Genomic DNA, 20096 nt, shown 5'->3' with positions numbered 1-20096 from the left:
TTCAACTTTTTGAAAATGAATTAAATTCTGCCCTTATTTCTTTACAGCATATAATCACAGAAGAGGTGAAAACATGCACACACAAATATGGGATTTAAGAATGTATAAAAATAATGTTAGTCAATATCCACATATAGATGAGATAAAACAAACTTTCCTAGATGGAGGTTTAGTAGCGATACCTACTGAAACAGTATATGGTCTTGGTGCGAATGCTAGAAACGAAGAAGCAGTCGAAAACATCTATGTTGCAAAAGGACGTCCGTCCGATAATCCGTTAATCGTTCATATTCACAGTATTGAACAACTCGATGATTTTGTAGAGTATATTGATGATAAGGTTAAAGTATTGATGGATGAATTTTGGCCGGGACCTATTTCTTTTATATTACCACTTAAACAGGGATATCTTTGCAGTAAAGTGACTGGTGGATTAGAATCTATCGCTGTTAGAATGCCTAGTCATAAAATAGGGAGAGCATTACTTCAAATTGTAGATGAACCCATAGCAGCTCCTAGTGCTAATATTAGTGGTCGACCGTCACCAACAACTTTTGAACATGTGAATAGAGATTTAAATGGTAAAGTCAACGGTATAGTTAATGGTGATCAATGTGAAGAAGGACTTGAAAGTACTGTGATTGATTGCACACAGTTTCCGTTTCGTATCGCGCGACCAGGTTCAATTACGCAAGATATGATAGAAACTAAACTACCTCATTCGATAAATCGTCAAATATATGAGGAAAATGAAAAGCCTATCGCACCTGGTATGAAATATAAACATTATTCCCCAGAGACCCCATTAACAATTGTTAAAGATTTAAATAAAAAAATTGCTAATGATGATAAATGGTCAAAAGTAGCATTTGTATTCCCAGAGAGTCAAAGAAGTTTGATTCCCGAAAATAGCATTTTTATATCTTTATGTGAAAATAAGGGAGATTTTAAATCAGCAGGCCATAATTTATATGAAATTTTACATGAACTTGACCAGAATGAAGAAATAGAAGAGGCATATATTTATGGATTTGAAGATAATCATCACACTGAAGCTATCATGAACCGAATGTTAAAAGCAGCAAGTTATAAACTAATTAAAGGTGAAAAGCTATGAAAATAATTTTTGTATGTAGTGGCAACACTTGTCGAAGCCCACTGGCTGAAAGTATAGCCAAGTCCCTTTTACCACACGATAGTATAGCTTCAAGAGGGCTATTCGCAGTTGAGGGACAGGCCATATCTAAGGAATCGTTAGAATTAATTCATAAGTACGATTTACCTGAACCATCACGAGCACAAGCATTTCATATAGATGATCTTGATGCTGATATTATACTTACCATGACGCAAGCTCATAAAGATTTAATATTTTCTATGTATGGACGACAATCTAATGTCTTTACATTAAATGAGTATGTAGGTGACACACAAGAAATTGATGACCCATTTGGTGGCTCGTTTGATGTTTATGAACAAACTTATACCAAAATTTATGATTTAGTCGACAAAATAAAATTTAAACACGAGTAAAGTAAAATATATATAATTAGTATATGTTAAGCTTTAAATAAGTTATAATTAAGGAGTATAGCAAGTTTGCTATGTTCCTTTTTTATTTTATACAAAGGGGTGGGTTCAAATGCGTGATTTACAACAACTGCTTGATGAATTGAAAGATATGTCATTCTTTAATCCAGGCGAAATGTGTATCATTGGTTGTTCAACTTCCGAAGTTATAGGTAAACGTATTGGTTCTGTTGGATCAATGGACGTAGCTAAAGAAATTTACGAAAATTTGAAACAACTAGAGATTGATACAGGCGTGACATTTGCTTTTCAAGGATGTGAACATATTAACAGGGCAGTAACGATAGAAAGAGCAAATTTCAACCCATTGACTATGGAAGAAGTTACTGTCGTTCCAGACGTTCATGCAGGTGGTAGTTTATCCACTTACGCTTATCAACAAATGGAAGATCCTATTGTTGTTGAGCATATTACTGTTTCAAAAGGTATAGATATAGGTCAGACCTTAATTGGAATGCATATTAAACATGTGTGTGTTCCTGTAAGAACAAGTGTTAAACAAATTGGAGAAGCTATCGTTACCATAGCGACATCTAGACCTAAGAAAATTGGTGGCGAACGAGCTAAATATCAATAAATATTGAGGAAGAAGGGGATTTAAATGTCTTATATCGAGAAAAAGGATAAAGTTGTTTACGATGCTATTCAAAAGGAGTTTCAACGACAAAATAGTAATATTGAACTCATTGCATCAGAAAATTTCGTATCACAAGCAGTTATGGAAGCCCAAGGTTCAGTATTAACGAATAAATATGCTGAGGGTTATCCTGGGCGTCGTTATTATGGAGGGTGTGAGCATGTAGATGTAACTGAGTCCATTGCCATTGAAAGAGCAAAAGCTTTATTTGGAGCAGAACATGTTAATGTTCAACCCCATTCAGGTTCTCAAGCTAATATGGCTGTGTATTTGGTTGCTTTAGAAATGGGCGATACTGTGTTAGGTATGAATTTGAGTCATGGTGGTCATTTAACACATGGGGCAACTGTCAATTTTAGTGGTAAATTTTATCATTTTGTTGAATATGGTGTGGACCAAGAAAATGAATTAATAAACTATGATGAAGTGAGACGTTTAGCAATTGAGCATCAACCTAAATTAATTGTAGCTGGTGCTTCAGCATATTCAAGAACTATTGACTTTAAAAAATTTAAAGAAATTGCTGATGAAGTAGGAGCTAAATTGATGGTAGATATGGCACATATTGCTGGTTTAGTAGCTGCTGGTTTACATCCTAATCCTGTAGAATATGCTGATTTTGTGACTACTACAACTCATAAAACTTTACGCGGTCCACGTGGTGGTATGATTTTATGTAAAGAAGAATATAAAAAAGATATAGATAAAACAATCTTCCCAGGTATTCAAGGCGGTCCATTAGAACATGTCATCGCCGCAAAAGCTGTTGCATTTGGAGAAGCTTTGAACGACGATTTTAAAGATTATCAAAATCAAGTCATTAAAAATGCACAAGCTTTAGCTCAAACATTAATTGAAGAAGGCTTCAGAGTTGTATCTGGCGGAACAGACAATCATTTAGTTGCAGTTGATGTTAAAGGTTCTATCAATATGACTGGTAAATTAGCTGAAGAGACACTTGATAAAGTAGGAATTACATGTAATAAGAATACTATTCCATTTGATAAAGAAAAACCGTTTGTAACAAGTGGTGTTAGACTAGGAACACCAGCAGCTACAACTCGTGGTTTTGATGAATCTGCATTTGTGAAAGTAGCAAAAATTATTAGTTTAGCATTAAATAACTATGATAATGATACTAAACTAAATGAAGCTAAAGAGAGAGTTCACGCACTCACATCTAAATATCCATTATATAATTAATAGACATACACATTGGAGGAAAATGATTATGAGTAAAGTACATGTTTTTGATCACCCATTAATACAACACAAACTAAGTTATATTAGAGATGCTCGCACTGGAACAAAAGAGTTTAGGGAACTTGTAGATGAAGTCGGTATGTTAATGGCTTATGAAGTAACTAGAGACTTAGAACTGCAAGATGTTGAAATACAAACACCTGTGACTAAAATGACAGCTAAACGTTTGGCGGGTAAAAAGTTAGCAATTGTACCTATTTTAAGAGCTGGTCTAGGCATGACAGATGGTGTGTTAAGTCTTGTTCCTGCTGCTAGGGTAGGACATATAGGACTATATAGAGATCCAGAGACTCTTGAAGCGGTAGAGTACTTTGCGAAAATGCCTCAAGACATCGATGAACGTCAAATTATTGTGGTTGATCCTATGCTTGCTACTGGTGCTTCAGCTATTGAAGCAATTTCTTCATTAAAAAAACGTGGAGCTAAAAGTATACGTTTTATGTGTTTAATAGCTGCCCCTGAAGGCGTTGAAAAAATGCAAGAAGCACACCCAGATGTAGATATATATATTGCGGCATTAGATGAAAAATTAAATGACAAAGCGTATATTACACCAGGTTTAGGTGATGCAGGGGATAGATTATTCGGTACTAAATAATAGATTCGGAGATAGATATTTTTGATGAAAAAAGTTATGACCATATTTGGAACTAGGCCTGAAGCTATAAAAATGGCTCCGTTGATTAAAACGTTAGAGAAAGATTCTGACCTGGAACCCGTTGTTGTAGTCACCGCCCAACATAGAGAGATGCTTGATTCAGTGTTGAATACTTTTAACATAAGTGCAGATTATGATTTGAATATTATGAAAGCTGGTCAAACATTGTCTGAAGTAACATCTGAAGCAATGAAAAAGTTAGAAGATATCATACAAAAGGAAGTGCCTGATATGGTACTTGTTCATGGTGATACAGTGACAACCTTTTCTGGAGCATTAGCCGCATTTTATAGTCAAACACCTATAGGACATGTTGAAGCTGGATTAAGGAGTTATAATAAATATTCACCTTATCCTGAAGAAATAAATAGACAAATGGTTGGGGTAATGGCAGATTTGCACTTTGCCCCAACCTATAATGCTGCACAGAATTTAGTAAAAGAGGGTAAATTAGCCAAACATATAGCTATCACTGGTAATACAGCTATTGACGCAATGAATTATACAATCGATCACCAATATTCATCATCTATCATACAAAAACATAAAAATAAAAACTTTATTTTACTCACAGCACATAGACGTGAAAATATAGGTAAACCTATGATAAACGTGTTTAAAGCGATTAGAAAGTTGATTGATGAATATCAGGATTTAGCGTTGGTCTATCCTATGCATATGAATCCCAAAGTAAGAGATATTGCGCAAAAATATTTAGGAAATCATCCTAGGATTGAATTGATAGAACCACTTGATGTGGTTGATTTTCATAATTTTGCTAAACAAGCATATCTCATTATGACTGACTCTGGTGGAATACAAGAGGAGGCACCATCATTACACAAACCAGTTTTAGTATTGAGAGATAGTACTGAAAGACCGGAGGGAGTAGATGCTGGAACTTTGAGAGTCATTGGTACGAATGAAGAAGATGTCTATAATGAAACTAAAAAATTAATAGAAAACCCAGACCTTTATCAAAAAATGAGTCAAGCTGTTAATCCATATGGCGATGGACAAGCTAGTGAGAGAATTGTGCAACATATAAAATATTATTTTAATTTGACAAATGACAGACCCAATCATTTTGAATTTACAAAAGATTTATAAAATGACAAATGTGAATTTTTTGTGACAAAAACCGGTGAAAATTTAACAAGAATTTGAATAGAATTGACACCATACAACAGGCTATATTATCATTTAGATTGTATGAGTGGAACGGTTTACATGATTGGTATAGGACACTCGGAGGCTATAAAATGCGTCGTTTCAACATCATTTTCAAACAATATTTGCAATATTATCTTTATATATTGGTAATAATTGGAATATTGTACTCAATTTCACCCCACCCATTTCTCTTGGGTCTTATGATAGGTACATGTGGTTCTTTAGTAAATACATACATCTTTGAGATTTATTTAGCTAAATCAATGCATAAAGAAACTACACAAATGTCTACTGGTAGTACTTGGAGGTATTTAGTGGCAGTTATTGCATGTGTATTATGGTTATTCTTTAAAGAACACATTAATATTATCGGAGTTTTAATTGGGTTAATGATTTCTTATATTGTAATCATATTGCGCCCTCTACTACAAAGGGAGTAAAAATTTAATAGAAAGAGGTGAGTTTATGGATCACAAATCCCCACTCGTTAGTTGGAACGTCTTTGGTTTCGATATTGTTTTTAATTTGGCCAGTGTTTTAATGGTAGTGATTACAGCAATTTTAGTTTTTATTTTAGCTATAGTTTGCACTCGAAACTTAAAGAAACGACCAACTGGAAAACAAAACTTCATTGAATGGGTATTTGATTTTGTTAGAGGTATTATTGAAAGTAATATGGCCTGGAAAAAAGGTGGGAATTTCCACTTCTTAGCAGTGACATTAATTCTTTTCATTTTTGTGGCCAACATGCTTGGTTTACCGTTCGCAATTGTCACTCATGACCATACGCTATGGTGGAAATCACCAACAGCAGACGCTACGGTAACTCTAACGTTATCTACAACTATGATTTTGTTAACGCACTATTACGGTATTAAAATGCGTGGAACAAAAGCTTATGCAGCTGGATATTTTAAACCTTTCTGGCCATTAGCTATTATTAATGTATTCGAAGAATTCACTTCTACATTAACTTTAGGTCTACGTTTGTACGGTAATATTTTTGCAGGTGAATTATTACTCGGTTTACTTGCATCATTGTTCTTTGAACAACCTGCATGGGGTTGGATAATTAGTATTCCTGGATTAATTGTTTGGCAAGCGTTCTCTATATTCGTGGGAACAATTCAAGCATATATCTTTGTAATGCTTTCAATGGTTTACATGTCACATAAAGTGGCAGACGGACATTAATATAATTTAGTAACTATATAAATATTAGGAGGAAATTTTATTATGAATTTAATCGCAGCGGCAATCGCAATTGGTTTATCAGCATTAGGTGCAGGTATTGGTAACGGTCTTATCGTATCTAGAACAGTTGAAGGTGTAGCACGTCAACCAGAAGCACGTGGGCAATTAATGGGTATCATGTTCATTGGTGTTGGTTTAGTTGAGGCATTACCAATCATCGGTGTTGTAATTGCATTCATGACATTTGCTGGATAAGACATTTTATAAGGCGAAGTCTAATGAGAGACTATCGCCGTTCGTTTTGTTTTTTATAGCTTAGTGATTATTTTGACGAAAGGAGTGTCATGAGCCCGTGACTGCAACAGCTAATACATTTATTCTCGGTGCAGGAGTTGAATGGGGGACAACATTTGTAACACTCGTAACATTTGTAATCCTCATCATACTTTTGAAGAAATTTGCTTGGGGTCCATTAAAAGAAGTAATGGACAAACGTGAACGTGATATCAATAAAGATATTGACGACGCAGAACAAGCTAAGATAAATGCTCAAAAACTTGAAGAAGAAAATAGAAAGACACTTAAAGAAACTCAAGATGAAGTTCAAAAAATCTTAGACGATGCTAAGATTCAAGCACGTAAGCAACATGAAGAAATTATTCATGAAGCTAACGAAAAAGCTAATGGTATGATTGAAACTGCTCAAAGTGAAATTAATAGTCAAAAAGAACGTGCAATTTCTGATATTAATAATCAAGTTTCTGAACTATCAGTACTTATTGCATCTAAAGTTCTTAGAAAAGAAATTTCAGAGCAAGATCAAAAAGAATTAGTTGAAAAGTATTTAAAAGAGGCAGGGGATAAATAATGGCAAAGGTAGCAAAAAAATATGCCAAAGCATTATTTGATGTCGCTCTAGATACAAATCAACTAGATGTTGTCTATGAAGATTTAGAAACAATTAGCCATTCATCGTTTGATTTCATCAAACAACTTAAAGCAATTGATAGTAATCCAAGCTTAACTGCAAATCAACGTGAAGAATTTGTAGAAAGAGTTTACAACGAAGCAAATCCATATGTGGTAAATACTTTAAAAGTATTAGCAGATAACCGACATATTTCAATTGTAGAGAATGTTTTTAAATCATTCCAAAATTTATATAACAAATACTACAAACAAGATTTTGCAATTATTGAATCGACTTACGAGTTAAGCGAAGATGAAATATCAAGAATTGTAGAACTTATCAAAAAGCAAACTGAATTATCAAATGTAATTGTTAACACTAAAATCAATCAAGATTTAATTGGTGGATTTAGAGTTAAGGTTGGAACTACAGTTATGGATGGTAGTGTTAGAAATGACCTTGTTCAATTACAAAGAAAATTTGAAAGAGCTAACTAATATTTAAAGAGGAGTGACATAGATGGCCATAAAAGCTGAAGAAATCAGTGCATTGCTTCGCTCACAAATTGAAAATTATGAGTCAGAAATGTCCGTTACAGATGTTGGTACAGTACTCCAAATTGGTGACGGTATCGCATTAATTCACGGACTTAACGACGTTATGGCTGGTGAGCTAGTAGAATTCCATAACGGTGTTCTTGGTTTAGCACAAAACCTTGAAGAATCTAATGTGGGTGTGGTTATTTTAGGACCATATGAAGAAATTAGTGAAGGTGACGAAGTTAAACGTACTGGCCGAATTATGGAAGTACCAGTCGGAGAGGAAATGATAGGAAGAGTTGTTAATCCTCTTGGACAACCCATTGACGGACAAGGTCCAATCAATGCGACTAAAACTCGTCCTGTAGAGAAAAAAGCAACTGGCGTAATGGATCGTAAATCTGTAGATGAACCATTACAAACAGGTATCAAAGCAATTGATGCTTTAGTACCAATTGGCCGTGGTCAACGTGAATTAATCATTGGTGACCGTCAAACTGGTAAAACAACTGTTGCAATTGATTCAATCTTAAACCAAAAAGATCAAGATACAATTTGTATTTATGTTGCAATAGGTCAAAAAGATTCAACAGTTCGTGCAAATGTTGAAAAATTAAGACAAGCAGGTGCTTTAGACTACACAATCGTTGTATCTGCATCCGCAGCTGATCCAGCACCATTACTTTATATTGCACCTTATTCTGGTGTAACTATGGGTGAAGAGTTCATGTTTAATGGAAAACATGTTCTTATCGTTTACGATGATTTAACTAAACAAGCGGCAGCATACCGTGAGCTATCATTATTATTACGTAGACCACCAGGTCGTGAAGCATATCCTGGGGACGTGTTCTACTTACACAGTAGATTATTAGAAAGAGCTGCAAAACTTAACGATGATCTTGGAGGCGGTTCAATTACTGCTTTACCAATCATTGAAACTCAAGCTGGCGATATCTCAGCATACGTTCCAACAAATGTTATCTCAATTACTGACGGACAAATATTCTTACAATCTGATTTATTCTTCTCAGGTGTTAGACCAGCGATTAATGCTGGGCAATCAGTATCTCGTGTTGGTGGTTCAGCTCAAATTAAAGCGATGAAAAAAGTTGCAGGAACATTACGTTTAGACTTAGCTTCATATCGTGAGTTAGAATCATTTGCGCAATTTGGTTCTGATTTAGATGAATTTACAGCTAAAAAATTAGCGCGTGGTGAACGTACTGTTGAAGTATTAAAACAAGGTCAAAATAACCCACTGCCTGTAGAACATCAAGTACTTATTATTTTTGCTTTAACTAAAGGTTACTTAGATGATATTCCTGTCCAAGATATCAATCGTTTTGAAGAGGAATTTAACCACTGGGCTGAGTCAAATGCAACTGAATTATTAAATGAAATTAGAGAAACTGGTGCTTTACCAGATGCTGATAAATTTGATTCTGCTATCACAGAATTTAAAAAAGGATTTAATAAATCAGAAGAATAAAATCTAATTTAATCGTAATAGAGAGTACATTCTAAATCTTATAAATCGTTAAATTAAGATTAATACTCCAAAGGTGGTGAGATAATGGCCTCTCTTAAAGAGATAGATAGTCGTATTAAATCGACAAGTAAGATGAAGCAAATAACAAAGGCGATGAACATGGTTTCTAGTTCAAAATTACGTAGAGCTGAGAAAAATACTAAATCATTTAGACCTTATATGGAAAAGATGCAAGATGCTATTACAGCTGTAGCTGGTTCAAATAGTACTTCTAATCATCCAATGCTTAAATCTAGAGATATTAAAAGAAGTGGTTACTTAGTAATCACTAGTGATAAAGGCTTAGCCGGTGCCTATAGTACAAATGTTTTAAAAAGCTTAGTAAACGATATCAATTCTAAACACAACGACAGTAGTGAATATAGTCTAATCGTTTTAGGTCAGCAAGGTGTAGATTTCTTCAAACATAGAGGATATGAAATTGAAAGTTCTTTAGTTGAAGTTCCAGATCAACCTTCATTTAAATCTATTCAATCTATAGCTAAACATGCTATTGATTTATTTAGCGAGGAAAACATAGATGAATTGACTATTTATTACAGTCATTATGTTAGTGTCTTAGAAAATAAACCTGCAACTAAACAAGTTTTACCATTATCTCAAGAAGATTCAGGTCAAGGACATGGTCAAATGTCTTCATACGAATTTGAACCAGATAAAGAATCTATTTTAAGCGTTATTTTGCCACAATACGTTGAAAGCTTAATCTACGGTACAATCTTAGATGCAAAAGCTAGTGAACATGCTTCACGTATGACAGCAATGAGAAATGCTTCAGATAATGCGACAGAACTAATCGATGATTTATCATTAGAATACAATAGAGCGAGACAAGCTGCGATTACTCAACAAATTACTGAAATTGTTGGTGGATCATCAGCTCTTGAGTAATAATAAAAGGAGGAAATCAACATGGGAATTGGCCGTGTAACTCAAGTTATGGGTCCAGTAATAGATGTTCGTTTTGAACATAACGAAGTACCTGAGATAAATAATGCATTACACATCGAAGTTCCTAAAGAAGATGGAGCGCTTCAATTAACATTAGAAGTTGCACTTCAACTAGGTGACGATGTAGTTCGTACAATTGCAATGGACTCAACTGACGGCGTTCAAAGAGGAATGGAAGTTAAAGATACAGGTAGAGACATAAGTGTACCTGTCGGTGACGTAACTCTAGGAAGAGTGTTTAACGTACTAGGAGAAACTATTGACTTAGATGAAAAAATTGATGATTCAGTACGACGTGACCCTATCCATAGACAAGCTCCAGGATTCGACGAATTATCAACAAAAGTAGAAATCTTAGAAACTGGTATTAAAGTAGTAGACTTATTAGCACCTTACATAAAAGGTGGTAAAATTGGATTATTTGGTGGTGCCGGTGTAGGTAAAACCGTACTAATCCAAGAACTTATTAATAACATCGCTCAAGAACACGGTGGTATCTCAGTATTCGCTGGTGTTGGTGAACGTACACGTGAAGGTAATGATCTTTACTATGAAATGAGTGACAGTGGTGTTATCAAGAAAACTGCAATGGTCTTTGGTCAAATGAATGAGCCACCTGGTGCACGTATGCGTGTAGCATTATCCGGATTAACAATGGCCGAATATTTCCGAGATGAAGAAGGCCAAGATGTGTTATTATTCATTGATAACATTTTCAGATTTACTCAAGCTGGTTCAGAAGTTTCTGCGTTATTAGGTCGTATGCCATCAGCTGTTGGTTATCAACCTACACTTGCTACAGAAATGGGTCAATTACAAGAACGTATAAGTTCAACAAATAAAGGTTCAGTTACATCAATTCAAGCTGTTTTCGTACCAGCCGATGACTATACTGACCCTGCGCCAGCAACAACGTTCGCACACTTAGATTCAACAACAAACTTAGAGCGTAAATTAACAGAAATGGGTATTTATCCAGCTGTAGACCCGCTTGCTTCTACATCTAGAGCTTTGGAACCTTCAGTAGTAGGTCAAGAGCATTATGATGTGGCACGTGAAGTTCAATCTACTTTACAAAAATATAGAGAGTTACAAGATATTATTGCGATTCTTGGTATGGATGAATTATCAGATGAAGATAAACAAACTGTGGAACGAGCACGTAGAATTCAATTCTTCTTATCACAAAACTTCCACGTTGCAGAACAATTTACTGGACAAAAAGGTTCATATGTACCTGTTAAAACAACAGTTGCAGACTTCAGAGATATTTTAGATGGTAAGTATGACCATATTCCTGAAGACGCATTCCGTTTAGTAGGTAGCATGGAAGACGTAATTGAGAAAGCAAAAGATATGGGTGTTGAAGTCTAATAATTAGGAGGTATGGATAATGAATACACTTAGACTAAATATTGTCACTCCTAATGGTTCTGTCTATGAACGTGAAGACGTTGAGATGGCTGTCTTACAAACAACAGCTGGTGAAATGGGGATTATGTATGGTCACATTCCAACTGTTGCTGCATTAAAAACAGGTCATGTGAAAGTTAATTTTCACAACGGAAATGAATTTATTGCAGTAAGTGATGGCTTTATTGAAGCAAGACAACATCAATTATCAATTATCGTCCAAACGGCCGAACCTGCTAGTGAAATCGATGTTGAAAGAGCTAAATTAGCTAAGTCGAGAGCAGAATCACATTTAGAAGATGATGATGATAATACAGACATAAATAGAGCTAAAAGAGCACTTGAACGAGCAAATAATCGTTTACGTGTTGCAGAATTACAATAATTAAAAAAGGTTCGATAGTATATTTTAATGACTATCGAACCTTTTTTTAAATTTTAAAATGTTAAAAAGTAATATCCATTTTTATAAGTATCTTTATTGCCTCTTTTCGTGTACAATGTTATACAGTAATCTTACGAAGGAGCTTAATATGGATTATCTTGGTCAGTTCGCAATTGTTCATTTAATCTTACATGTTGTTTGTATTTGCGTAGCTTATTGGGCTTTAAATTCCATAAAATTAGACCAATTTTTTAAAAAGGGCTACCCATTACAAGTTCAAGTTTGTATGATTTTTATTTCTATTTTACTGGGTACGGCAGTCAGTAACTTTATAGTTGATTTATTGCAATATTCAACTCAAGTGAAATACTTGATAAAATAACTATGTAATTGTTATTTAATTTATAAGTTAAATATGATCATATGACGAATATTTAATTAAAATGTTGGGAAATGTATAACTGATTAGAGTTTTAAGTGGAGGATTAAAGATGGATAAAATAGTAATAAATGGTGGAAATCGTTTAACAGGTGAAGTTAATGTTGAAGGAGCTAAAAATGCTGTATTACCTGTACTTACAGCGTCATTACTTGCTTCTGAAGGACACAGTAAACTAGTTAATGTCCCAGAGTTAAGCGATGTTGAAACAATCAATAATGTATTATCTACACTCAATGCAAATGTAGAGTATGATAAAGATAAAAATGCAGTTAAAGTTGATGCAACTAAAACTTTAAATGAAGAAGCCCCTTATGAATATGTGAGTAAAATGCGAGCAAGCATCTTGGTTATGGGACCACTACTTGCTCGACTAGGGCATGCTATTGTTGCTTTGCCAGGAGGATGTGCGATTGGAACACGTCCTATCGAGCAGCACATTAAAGGATTTGAAGCTTTAGGTGCAGACATTCATTTAGAAAATGGAAATATTTATGCAAATGCTAAAGATGGATTAAAGGGAGCACATATTCATTTAGATTTTCCGAGTGTAGGTGCAACTCAAAATATTATTATGGCAGCGTCCTTGGCATCAGGAAAATCTATCATTGAGAATGTCGCTAAAGAACCTGAAATTGTTGATTTAGCTAATTATATTAATGAAATGGGCGGTAAAATTACAGGTGCAGGTACTGATACCATTACGATACATGGTGTTGAAAAACTTTACGGTGTTGAACATGCAATTATACCAGATAGAATTGAAGCTGGAACGTTACTTATCGCAGGTGCAATAACTCGTGGTGACATATTTGTACGTGGTGCAATTAAAGAACATATGGCTAGTTTAATATATAAGCTTGAAGAGATGGGGGTAGATCTTGAATATTATGAAGAAGGTATAAGAGTTACAGCAAATGGAGATTTAAATCCAGTAGATGTAAAAACTTTACCACACCCAGGTTTCCCAACTGATATGCAATCTCAAATGATGGCTTTATTATTAACAGCAAATGGACACAAAGTGATTACTGAGACTGTTTTTGAAAATAGATTTATGCACGTTGCAGAATTTAGAAGAATGAATGCGAATATAAGTGTTGAAGGAAGAAGTGCTAAAATTGAAGGAAAAAGCCATTTACAAGGTGCTCAAGTTAAAGCAACAGATTTAAGAGCTGCTGCAGCCTTAATCTTAGCTGGTTTAGTTGCAGAGGGAACTACGCAAGTGACTGAGTTAAAGCATCTAGATAGAGGATACGTCAATTTACATGGAAAACTAAAAAGTCTAGGTGCAAACATAGAACGTGTAAATCGATAATATTATTACAGCTTAAGCTCGGAGGTTTTAAAAATGGAAACGATTTTTGATTATAATCAAATTAAACAAATTATCCCACATAGACAACCTTTTTTACTAATAGATAAAATTGTAGAGTATGAAGAAGGTAAAAGGTGTGTAGGACTAAAGCAAGTATCAGGTAATGAACCATTTTTCCAGGGACATTTCCCTAATTACGCTGTGATGCCTGGTGTTCTTATTACAGAAGCTTTAGCGCAAACTGGTGCAGTAGCTATGTTAAATAGTGAAGAAAATAAAGGGAAAATAGCATTGTTTGCAGGCATTGATAAGTGTCGCTTCAAAAAACAAGTCGTACCTGGAGATACATTAATGTTGGAAGTTGAAATAACTAAAATAAAAGGTCCTATTGGTAAGGGTTCGGCTAAAGCGACTGTTGATGGCCAACTTGCTTGTAGCTGTGAACTTACTTTTGCTATTCAAGATGCTTAATCTTAGATAATTAAACTCTTTAGGTAAAATAATTCGTATTGTGATAACAAAATAGTAAAACTTATTTAAAGAATATCGCACAGATTATTGACCTAACACTTTATGTATATTGAATTTCTGGTTGAAATACTTTAAGTCAGGTCTCGCCTAGAAATATAAGTATCAAATGGCAGTACTTTTTAATATAGTAATCTCTGTTCGTAAAGAGCCTGGAACAATGGTTAATTCATGTTCTAGGCTTTATTTATGTTCAATATTTAAAATTGTATATGATTTAAATATATGAAAATTAAATGTTTTATAATTACCCTTGGTGTTTATCTTTCGATTTTCTCATCTTTCAACTTAGGTTTTGATTGCATCATACGATTAAATGTTTTTTTCAACTTTTCACCTGTAAGTCCTTCATCAACTAATTCTTCTAATAAACTCTCAGCGTATTCTTGTCTCAAAGTGTAGATGTGACATTCTAAAACGACTGACATTGAATATTTAAAATTTTTAACGCTTTTAACTGTTGCATTAAATAACGCTGGATCGTTAGCAGGTCTTGTGATGACTACTCTAATATCTAAAAGTTGTTTGTTATCCTTATATTGCTTAAATGTTTCATAGTGTTCATTTGAAATTACTATTTCTAGTAACCACCCAGTGCCACTTCCTTCTTTATTTATAATCACACCATCTTCAATGACGTATTCTGATATTGCACCATGTTCATTCACAATTTGAAATCTTACTGCCTTAAAAGTTTTCATAATATCACTTCTCCAAATTTTTTTATTAATACAATAATAGAAATTTATGTCAGATTTAGATATAATACTTCAATATTTTCTTTAAATATATCAAAATCTCATCGTCATTTACTAACAATTTCAATAAAATTGTGGTTTTGACCAGTGAACTAAGCTCAGTTATGATTAGAACATAAGAAGGAGGTGACACATGTTAAATAAAATAGTCATTGTTGGTAGAATGACGAAAGATGCTCAAATCTATGAAAAGGAGGATAACAAAATAGCAACATTTTGCGTTGCTACAGAAAGAAACTACAAAGATGATAATAATGAAATTTCTACAGATTATTTACTTTGTAAAGCTTTCGGTAAAACTGCCACTAATATTGAAAAGTACACTAGTCAAGGTACTTTAGTAGGTATAACTGGACAAATGCGTTCAAGAAAATATGAAAAAGAAGGCCAAACACATTTTGTTACAGAATTATACGTTGAAACAATAAAATTCATGTCCCCAAAAAATAAAAACAATGAAACTCCCTCTGATAATCAATTTGAAAACAACACTTATCAACCTGATGATTTAGAAATAATTCATATTTAAACAACTAACTTTTCCTTTAAAACTCCATCCTATATTTAATAAATTAATTTATCCTTTCTTTCAATTATACTCGAGCGGCCTTTGTTAATCATAAAATATTAATAAAAGGTCGCTTTAAATACATAGCAAAGGCCTATAATTTCAATAATTATCTGATAAATTTCATTTGTATTACAACGATATTGTAGTAATATGACTCGAAAAAACTATCATGATAGGAATCATTACGGTTATTCATAAAAATTAGCATCCTATTTCATGTAATTGTAGTGTAAAAAATAGGCGTTTATTTTTATTTCAGTGTAACCTGCACGATTTTTATAGATGTTACAGTGGGTTACGTAAACAAATTAAGAAAACAAATCACTTTTAGGAGGATTTTTAATAATGAAAAAAACATTAGTTGCATCATCATTAGCTATAGGACTAGGCGTTGTAGCAGGTAACGCAGGTCATGACGCACATGCAAGTGAGACTACAAATGTTGATAAAGCAGAGTTAGCTCAAAAAGCGTTAACTAATGATCAATCACTAAATGAAAGCCCTGTTCAAGAAGGTGCTTATAATATTAATTTTGATTACAATGGTAATTCATATCATTTTGAATCTGATGGTTCTACTTGGAGTTGGAGTTATGAATCAACAAACAATGCTACGCAACCTGTTCAACCAAGCCAATCTCAAGTAGCTACACAACAACAACCTGTACAAGTATCAGCACCACAAAATGAGCAAACAGCACAACCACAAACAAAATCAACATCTACAAGTCAAACTTCTTCAAGTAAAGCTTCAAGTGGTTCATCAGTAAATGTAAATTCACATTTACAACAAATTGCTCAACGTGAATCAGGTGGCGATATTCATGCAATAAACCCATCTTCAGGTGCAGCAGGTAAATATCAATTCTTACAATCAACTTGGGATTCTGTTGCTCCAAGTCAATATAAAGGTGTTTCACCTGCAAAAGCTCCAGAAAGCGTACAAGACCGAGCAGCAGTAAAATTATATAATACTGGTGGCCCAGGTCATTGGGTAACTGCATAATTAAAATATGAAGTATCTACCATCTTCTCGAATTTGAGAAGATGGTTTTTTATTGTACGACTTATTTGATTTACATGTAATCGTTTGCTATGGTTGATAATGAATCATATATTATTTGCTACTAGGGGAGCCAAAAGGCTGAGATGAATGTATTCAGACCCTTATAACCTGATTTGGTTAATACCAACGTAGGAAAGTAGTTATTAACTATTCGTCATTGAGATGTCTTGGTCTAACTACTTTCTTCGCTGGGAAGTAGTTTTATTTTTTGAGGAGGCTAATTATGACATTTTCAAAAGAGTTGAGGGAAGCATCAAGACCTATTATTGATGACATTTACAATGATGGTTTTATTCAAGATTTACTAGCAGGTAAGTTATCTAATCAAGCTGTAAGACAATACTTAAGAGCAGACGCTTCTTATTTAAAAGAGTTTACAAATATTTATGCAATGCTCATACCCAAAATGAGTTCTATGGAAGATGTTAAATTTCTAGTAGAACAAATTGAGTTTATGTTAGAAGGAGAAGTTGAAGCGCATGAGGTTCTAGCTGATTTCATTAATGAACCATATGAAGAAATAGTAAAAGAAAAAGTATGGCCACCAAGTGGTGATCATTATATTAAACATATGTACTTCAATGCATTTGCACGTGAAAATGCAGCCTTCACGATTGCAGCGATGGCACCCTGTCCATACGTCTACGCTGTCATTGGTAAACGTGCGATGGAAGATCCCAAATTAAATAAAGAATCAGTGACTTCTAAATGGTTTCAATTTTATAGTACTGAAATGGACGAACTTGTTGATGTGTTCGATCAATTGATGGACCGTTTAACTAAACATTGTAGTGAGACAGAAAAAAAAGAGATTAAAGAAAATTTCTTGCAAAGTACTATTCATGAGAGACATTTCTTCAATATGGCATATATTAATGAAAAATGGGAATATGGGGGAAATAACAATGAATAAACCTAAAATTGCACTAACAATAGCAGGCACAGATCCCACCGGTGGGGCAGGTGTTATGGCGGATTTAAAATCATTTCACGCGTGTGGCGTTTATGGTATGGCCACTATAACAAGTATCGTTGCTCAAAATACCCTAGGAGTTCAACATATCCATAATTTAGAATCTTCATGGGTAAAGGAACAACTTGATAGTGTGTTTGATGATGAATTACCACAAGCTATCAAAACGGGTATGATTGCAACAAAAAAAACGATGGAGTTGATTCAAAGTTACTTAAAGGAACATTCCAATATTCCTTATGTGATTGATCCAGTTATGCTTGCCAAAAGTGGTGATTCATTGATGGATGAAAATACTAAAAATCATTTGCAATCAACATTATTACCTTTGGCTGATGTTGTCACTCCGAATATACCTGAAGCTGAGGAAATTACTGGTATTAAAATTAATGATGAAGAAAGCATACGTAAAGCAGGTCAAATCTTTATTAATGAAATTGGTAGTAAGGGTGTTGTAATTAAGGGAGGGCATTCAGCCGATTTAAATAATGCTAAAGATTTTCTTTTTACTAAGAATGAAACGTATACCTTTGAGAACAAACGCTTTGATACTAAACATACTCATGGAACTGGTTGTACTTTTTCAGCAGTTATTACAGCAGAATTAGCTAAAGGTCGTTCCATAAAAGATGCAGTTAAAAAAGCAAAAGAGTTTATTTCATTAAGTATTGAACATACCCCAGAAATTGGCAAGGGGAGAGGACCTGTAAATCATTTTGCTTATATGAAGAAAGTAGGTTTAGATGATGAATAATTTAGAACGATTACGTTCAGAAAATCCACTCGTAATTTGCTATACCAATGATGTTGTGAAAAACTTTACTGCGAATGGTTTACTAAGTTTAGGTGCTAGTCCCGCAATGAGTGAGGCACCAGAAGAAGCTGAAGATTTTACTCGAATGGCTAGTGCGCTTTTAATTAACATCGGTACACTCACACGTGAAAATGAAGAAGACATTATCAAAATAGGTAAAATTGCTAATCAGCAAGGTACACCAATAGTTTTTGATCCAGTGGCAGTTGGTGCTTCTACATATCGTAAAAATTTTTGTCAACGTTTTCTTGGTGAAGTTAATGTCACAGTAATAAAAGGCAATGCTTCAGAAATATTGACATTAATAGATTTTAATACAACTATGAAAGGTACTGACAGTGACAGCGAATTAGATTCAGTAAATATTGCAAAAAAAGCGGCTAATACTTTAAATACTGCTATTGTCATTACTGGAAAAGATGATATTATTGCAAAAAATGAGAAAATAATTAAATTATCTAATGGTTCTCCGCTTCTTACTAAAATCACGGGGGCTGGATGCTTGTTAGGTGGTGTATTAGCAAGTTTCTTGTTTAGAAATACTCAACCTTCAATTGATTTATTAGTTGAAGCGGTAAGTGTCTACAACATCGCAGCAGAATTTGCTGAACAAGCGCCTCATGTAAATGGACCTGGTACTTTTCTATCTGAACTGCTAGATCAACTTTATCAGATGAATGACATTACTTATAAAAATCAAGTCAAAAAGGTAGAGATATGAATATGATGTTTGATTCAAAACAATTATCAGTCTATTTTATTTGCGGAACACAAGATATACCTAAAAATAAATCAATTGAGCAAGTTCTCAAAGAGGCATTAGAAGCTGGAATCACGCTATATCAATTTCGTGAAAAAGGTCCGAATGCACTAAAAGGGGAAAAGAAAAAACAGTTAGCCTTAAAACTTAAACAATTATGTCACTCATATCACGTACCTATGATAGTTAATGATGATGTTCAATTAGCCCAAGAGATTAATGCTGATGGCATTCATGTAGGTCAAGATGATATGGAAATTCAACAATTTGCAAGCCAATTTAAAAATAAGATTATAGGTTTAAGTGTTGGGAATTTGAAAGAGTATCAACAATCTGATTTGTCTAAAGTTGATTACATTGGAGTAGGTCCAATGTATACAACATCATCAAAAGATGACGCTAGTAAACCTGTTGGTCCATCTATGATATCTCAATTAAGATTATATATTCATGATTTTCCTATAGTTGCCATTGGAGGTATAAATGAAACTAACGTGCAGCCTATTGTTGACGAAGGTGCAGATGGTATTTCTGTCATCTCAGCTATTACACGTAGTACCAATATAGACAAAACGGTTAAATATTTCTTAAGATATTTCACCTAA

The 20096-nt window shown here is 34.0% G+C and carries 25 protein-coding genes and 1 riboswitch; of the genes, 24 read left to right on the top strand and 1 reads right to left on the bottom strand.

Annotation, left to right across the window (positions count from 1 at the left end; translation table 11 throughout):
• The first annotated feature begins 73 nt into the window (after positions 1-73).
• From AC1Q7N_RS08740 to fabZ, 18 genes are all read left to right on the top strand, one after another.
• On the top strand, positions 74-1117 hold the full coding sequence (locus tag AC1Q7N_RS08740) for an L-threonylcarbamoyladenylate synthase (RefSeq protein ID WP_001829923.1): 1044 nt from the start codon (positions 74-76) through the stop codon (positions 1115-1117).
• Positions 1114-1533, top strand: a complete 420-nt coding sequence (locus AC1Q7N_RS08735; RefSeq protein ID WP_002457126.1) for a low molecular weight protein arginine phosphatase — start codon at positions 1114-1116, stop codon at positions 1531-1533. Before AC1Q7N_RS08740 ends, AC1Q7N_RS08735 begins: the two co-directional genes overlap by 4 nt.
• Positions 1534-1642: 109 nt before the next feature.
• Complete coding sequence (locus AC1Q7N_RS08730; protein ID WP_001829927.1) at positions 1643-2167, top strand: TIGR01440 family protein; 525 nt, start codon at positions 1643-1645, stop codon at positions 2165-2167.
• A gap of 24 nt (positions 2168-2191) precedes the next feature.
• Positions 2192-3430 (top strand): serine hydroxymethyltransferase, encoded by a 1239-nt coding sequence (glyA, locus tag AC1Q7N_RS08725; protein ID WP_021298841.1) that lies wholly within the window; start codon positions 2192-2194, stop codon positions 3428-3430.
• 28 nt (positions 3431-3458) lie between these two features.
• A complete protein-coding gene (gene upp, locus AC1Q7N_RS08720; protein WP_001829916.1) occupies positions 3459-4088 on the top strand; it encodes a uracil phosphoribosyltransferase in 630 nt (209 codons plus the stop codon).
• A gap of 24 nt (positions 4089-4112) precedes the next feature.
• Positions 4113-5258, top strand: a complete 1146-nt coding sequence (wecB, locus tag AC1Q7N_RS08715) for a non-hydrolyzing UDP-N-acetylglucosamine 2-epimerase (protein WP_001829933.1) — start codon at positions 4113-4115, stop codon at positions 5256-5258.
• Between the two features lie 152 nt (positions 5259-5410).
• Complete coding sequence (locus AC1Q7N_RS08710; RefSeq protein ID WP_002494682.1) at positions 5411-5761, top strand: ATP synthase subunit I; 351 nt, start codon at positions 5411-5413, stop codon at positions 5759-5761.
• 25 nt (positions 5762-5786) lie between these two features.
• A complete protein-coding gene (atpB, locus tag AC1Q7N_RS08705; protein WP_001829936.1) occupies positions 5787-6515 on the top strand; it encodes a F0F1 ATP synthase subunit A in 729 nt (242 codons plus the stop codon).
• A gap of 42 nt (positions 6516-6557) precedes the next feature.
• A complete protein-coding gene (gene atpE, locus AC1Q7N_RS08700; RefSeq protein WP_001048816.1) occupies positions 6558-6770 on the top strand; it encodes a F0F1 ATP synthase subunit C in 213 nt (70 codons plus the stop codon).
• Positions 6771-6867: 97 nt separating this feature from the next.
• The gene (locus AC1Q7N_RS08695) at positions 6868-7383 is read left to right on the top strand and encodes a F0F1 ATP synthase subunit B (RefSeq protein ID WP_002457122.1); all 516 of its coding nucleotides are present in this window, start codon (positions 6868-6870) and stop codon (positions 7381-7383) included.
• Complete coding sequence (locus AC1Q7N_RS08690) at positions 7383-7922, top strand: F0F1 ATP synthase subunit delta (protein WP_001829963.1); 540 nt, start codon at positions 7383-7385, stop codon at positions 7920-7922. Before AC1Q7N_RS08695 ends, AC1Q7N_RS08690 begins: the two co-directional genes overlap by 1 nt.
• A gap of 22 nt (positions 7923-7944) precedes the next feature.
• Positions 7945-9456: a F0F1 ATP synthase subunit alpha gene (gene atpA, locus AC1Q7N_RS08685; protein WP_001829913.1), complete on the top strand. Its 1512-nt coding sequence runs from the start codon at positions 7945-7947 to the stop codon at positions 9454-9456.
• 84 nt (positions 9457-9540) lie between these two features.
• Complete coding sequence (atpG, locus tag AC1Q7N_RS08680) at positions 9541-10407, top strand: ATP synthase F1 subunit gamma (protein WP_001829942.1); 867 nt, start codon at positions 9541-9543, stop codon at positions 10405-10407.
• Positions 10408-10428: 21 nt separating this feature from the next.
• A complete protein-coding gene (gene atpD / locus AC1Q7N_RS08675) occupies positions 10429-11841 on the top strand; it encodes a F0F1 ATP synthase subunit beta (protein ID WP_001829930.1) in 1413 nt (470 codons plus the stop codon).
• Positions 11842-11860: 19 nt separating this feature from the next.
• Positions 11861-12265, top strand: coding sequence for a F0F1 ATP synthase subunit epsilon (locus tag AC1Q7N_RS08670; protein WP_002447782.1), 405 nt, complete (start codon positions 11861-11863; stop codon positions 12263-12265).
• 148 nt (positions 12266-12413) lie between these two features.
• Entirely contained in the window at positions 12414-12647 is a 234-nt protein-coding gene (locus tag AC1Q7N_RS08665; protein ID WP_002456242.1) for a DUF1146 family protein, read from the top strand.
• A gap of 109 nt (positions 12648-12756) precedes the next feature.
• Positions 12757-14022, top strand: a complete 1266-nt coding sequence (murA, locus tag AC1Q7N_RS08660) for a UDP-N-acetylglucosamine 1-carboxyvinyltransferase (protein ID WP_001829978.1) — start codon at positions 12757-12759, stop codon at positions 14020-14022.
• 33 nt (positions 14023-14055) lie between these two features.
• Positions 14056-14493 carry a 3-hydroxyacyl-ACP dehydratase FabZ gene (fabZ, locus tag AC1Q7N_RS08655; protein WP_001829953.1) on the top strand — a complete coding sequence of 146 codons (438 nt, stop codon included), beginning with the start codon at positions 14056-14058 and terminating at the stop codon, positions 14491-14493.
• Between the two features lie 317 nt (positions 14494-14810).
• Here the strand turns inward: fabZ and AC1Q7N_RS08650 are convergent, their stop codons facing one another.
• Positions 14811-15251: a YwpF-like family protein gene (locus tag AC1Q7N_RS08650; protein ID WP_001829935.1), complete on the bottom strand. Its 441-nt coding sequence runs from the start codon at positions 15249-15251 to the stop codon at positions 14811-14813.
• A 190-nt stretch (positions 15252-15441) separates the two neighbouring features.
• Between AC1Q7N_RS08650 and AC1Q7N_RS08645 the strand changes: the two genes are divergently transcribed.
• From AC1Q7N_RS08645 to thiE, 6 genes are all read left to right on the top strand, one after another.
• Positions 15442-15837 (top strand): single-stranded DNA-binding protein, encoded by a 396-nt coding sequence (locus tag AC1Q7N_RS08645; protein WP_002457121.1) that lies wholly within the window; start codon positions 15442-15444, stop codon positions 15835-15837.
• A 387-nt stretch (positions 15838-16224) separates the two neighbouring features.
• Positions 16225-16884 carry a transglycosylase family protein gene (locus AC1Q7N_RS08640; RefSeq protein WP_001829904.1) on the top strand — a complete coding sequence of 220 codons (660 nt, stop codon included), beginning with the start codon at positions 16225-16227 and terminating at the stop codon, positions 16882-16884.
• 113 nt (positions 16885-16997) lie between these two features.
• Positions 16998-17096, top strand: a riboswitch (TPP riboswitch).
• A gap of 71 nt (positions 17097-17167) precedes the next feature.
• Complete coding sequence (gene tenA, locus AC1Q7N_RS08635) at positions 17168-17857, top strand: thiaminase II (protein ID WP_001829894.1); 690 nt, start codon at positions 17168-17170, stop codon at positions 17855-17857.
• Complete coding sequence (gene thiD / locus AC1Q7N_RS08630) at positions 17850-18671, top strand: bifunctional hydroxymethylpyrimidine kinase/phosphomethylpyrimidine kinase (RefSeq protein WP_001832736.1); 822 nt, start codon at positions 17850-17852, stop codon at positions 18669-18671. Before tenA ends, thiD begins: the two co-directional genes overlap by 8 nt.
• Entirely contained in the window at positions 18664-19452 is a 789-nt protein-coding gene (gene thiM / locus AC1Q7N_RS08625) for a hydroxyethylthiazole kinase (RefSeq protein WP_001829971.1), read from the top strand. The genes thiD and thiM overlap by 8 nt, the downstream gene beginning before the upstream one ends.
• A 5-nt stretch (positions 19453-19457) precedes the next feature.
• Positions 19458-20096 (top strand): thiamine phosphate synthase, encoded by a 639-nt coding sequence (thiE, locus tag AC1Q7N_RS08620; RefSeq protein ID WP_002505076.1) that lies wholly within the window; start codon positions 19458-19460, stop codon positions 20094-20096.

This window comes from Staphylococcus sp. GW823-FHT05F06 (genome assembly GCF_058795495.1).
This window is presented reverse-complemented; position numbering and strand designations above follow the sequence as displayed.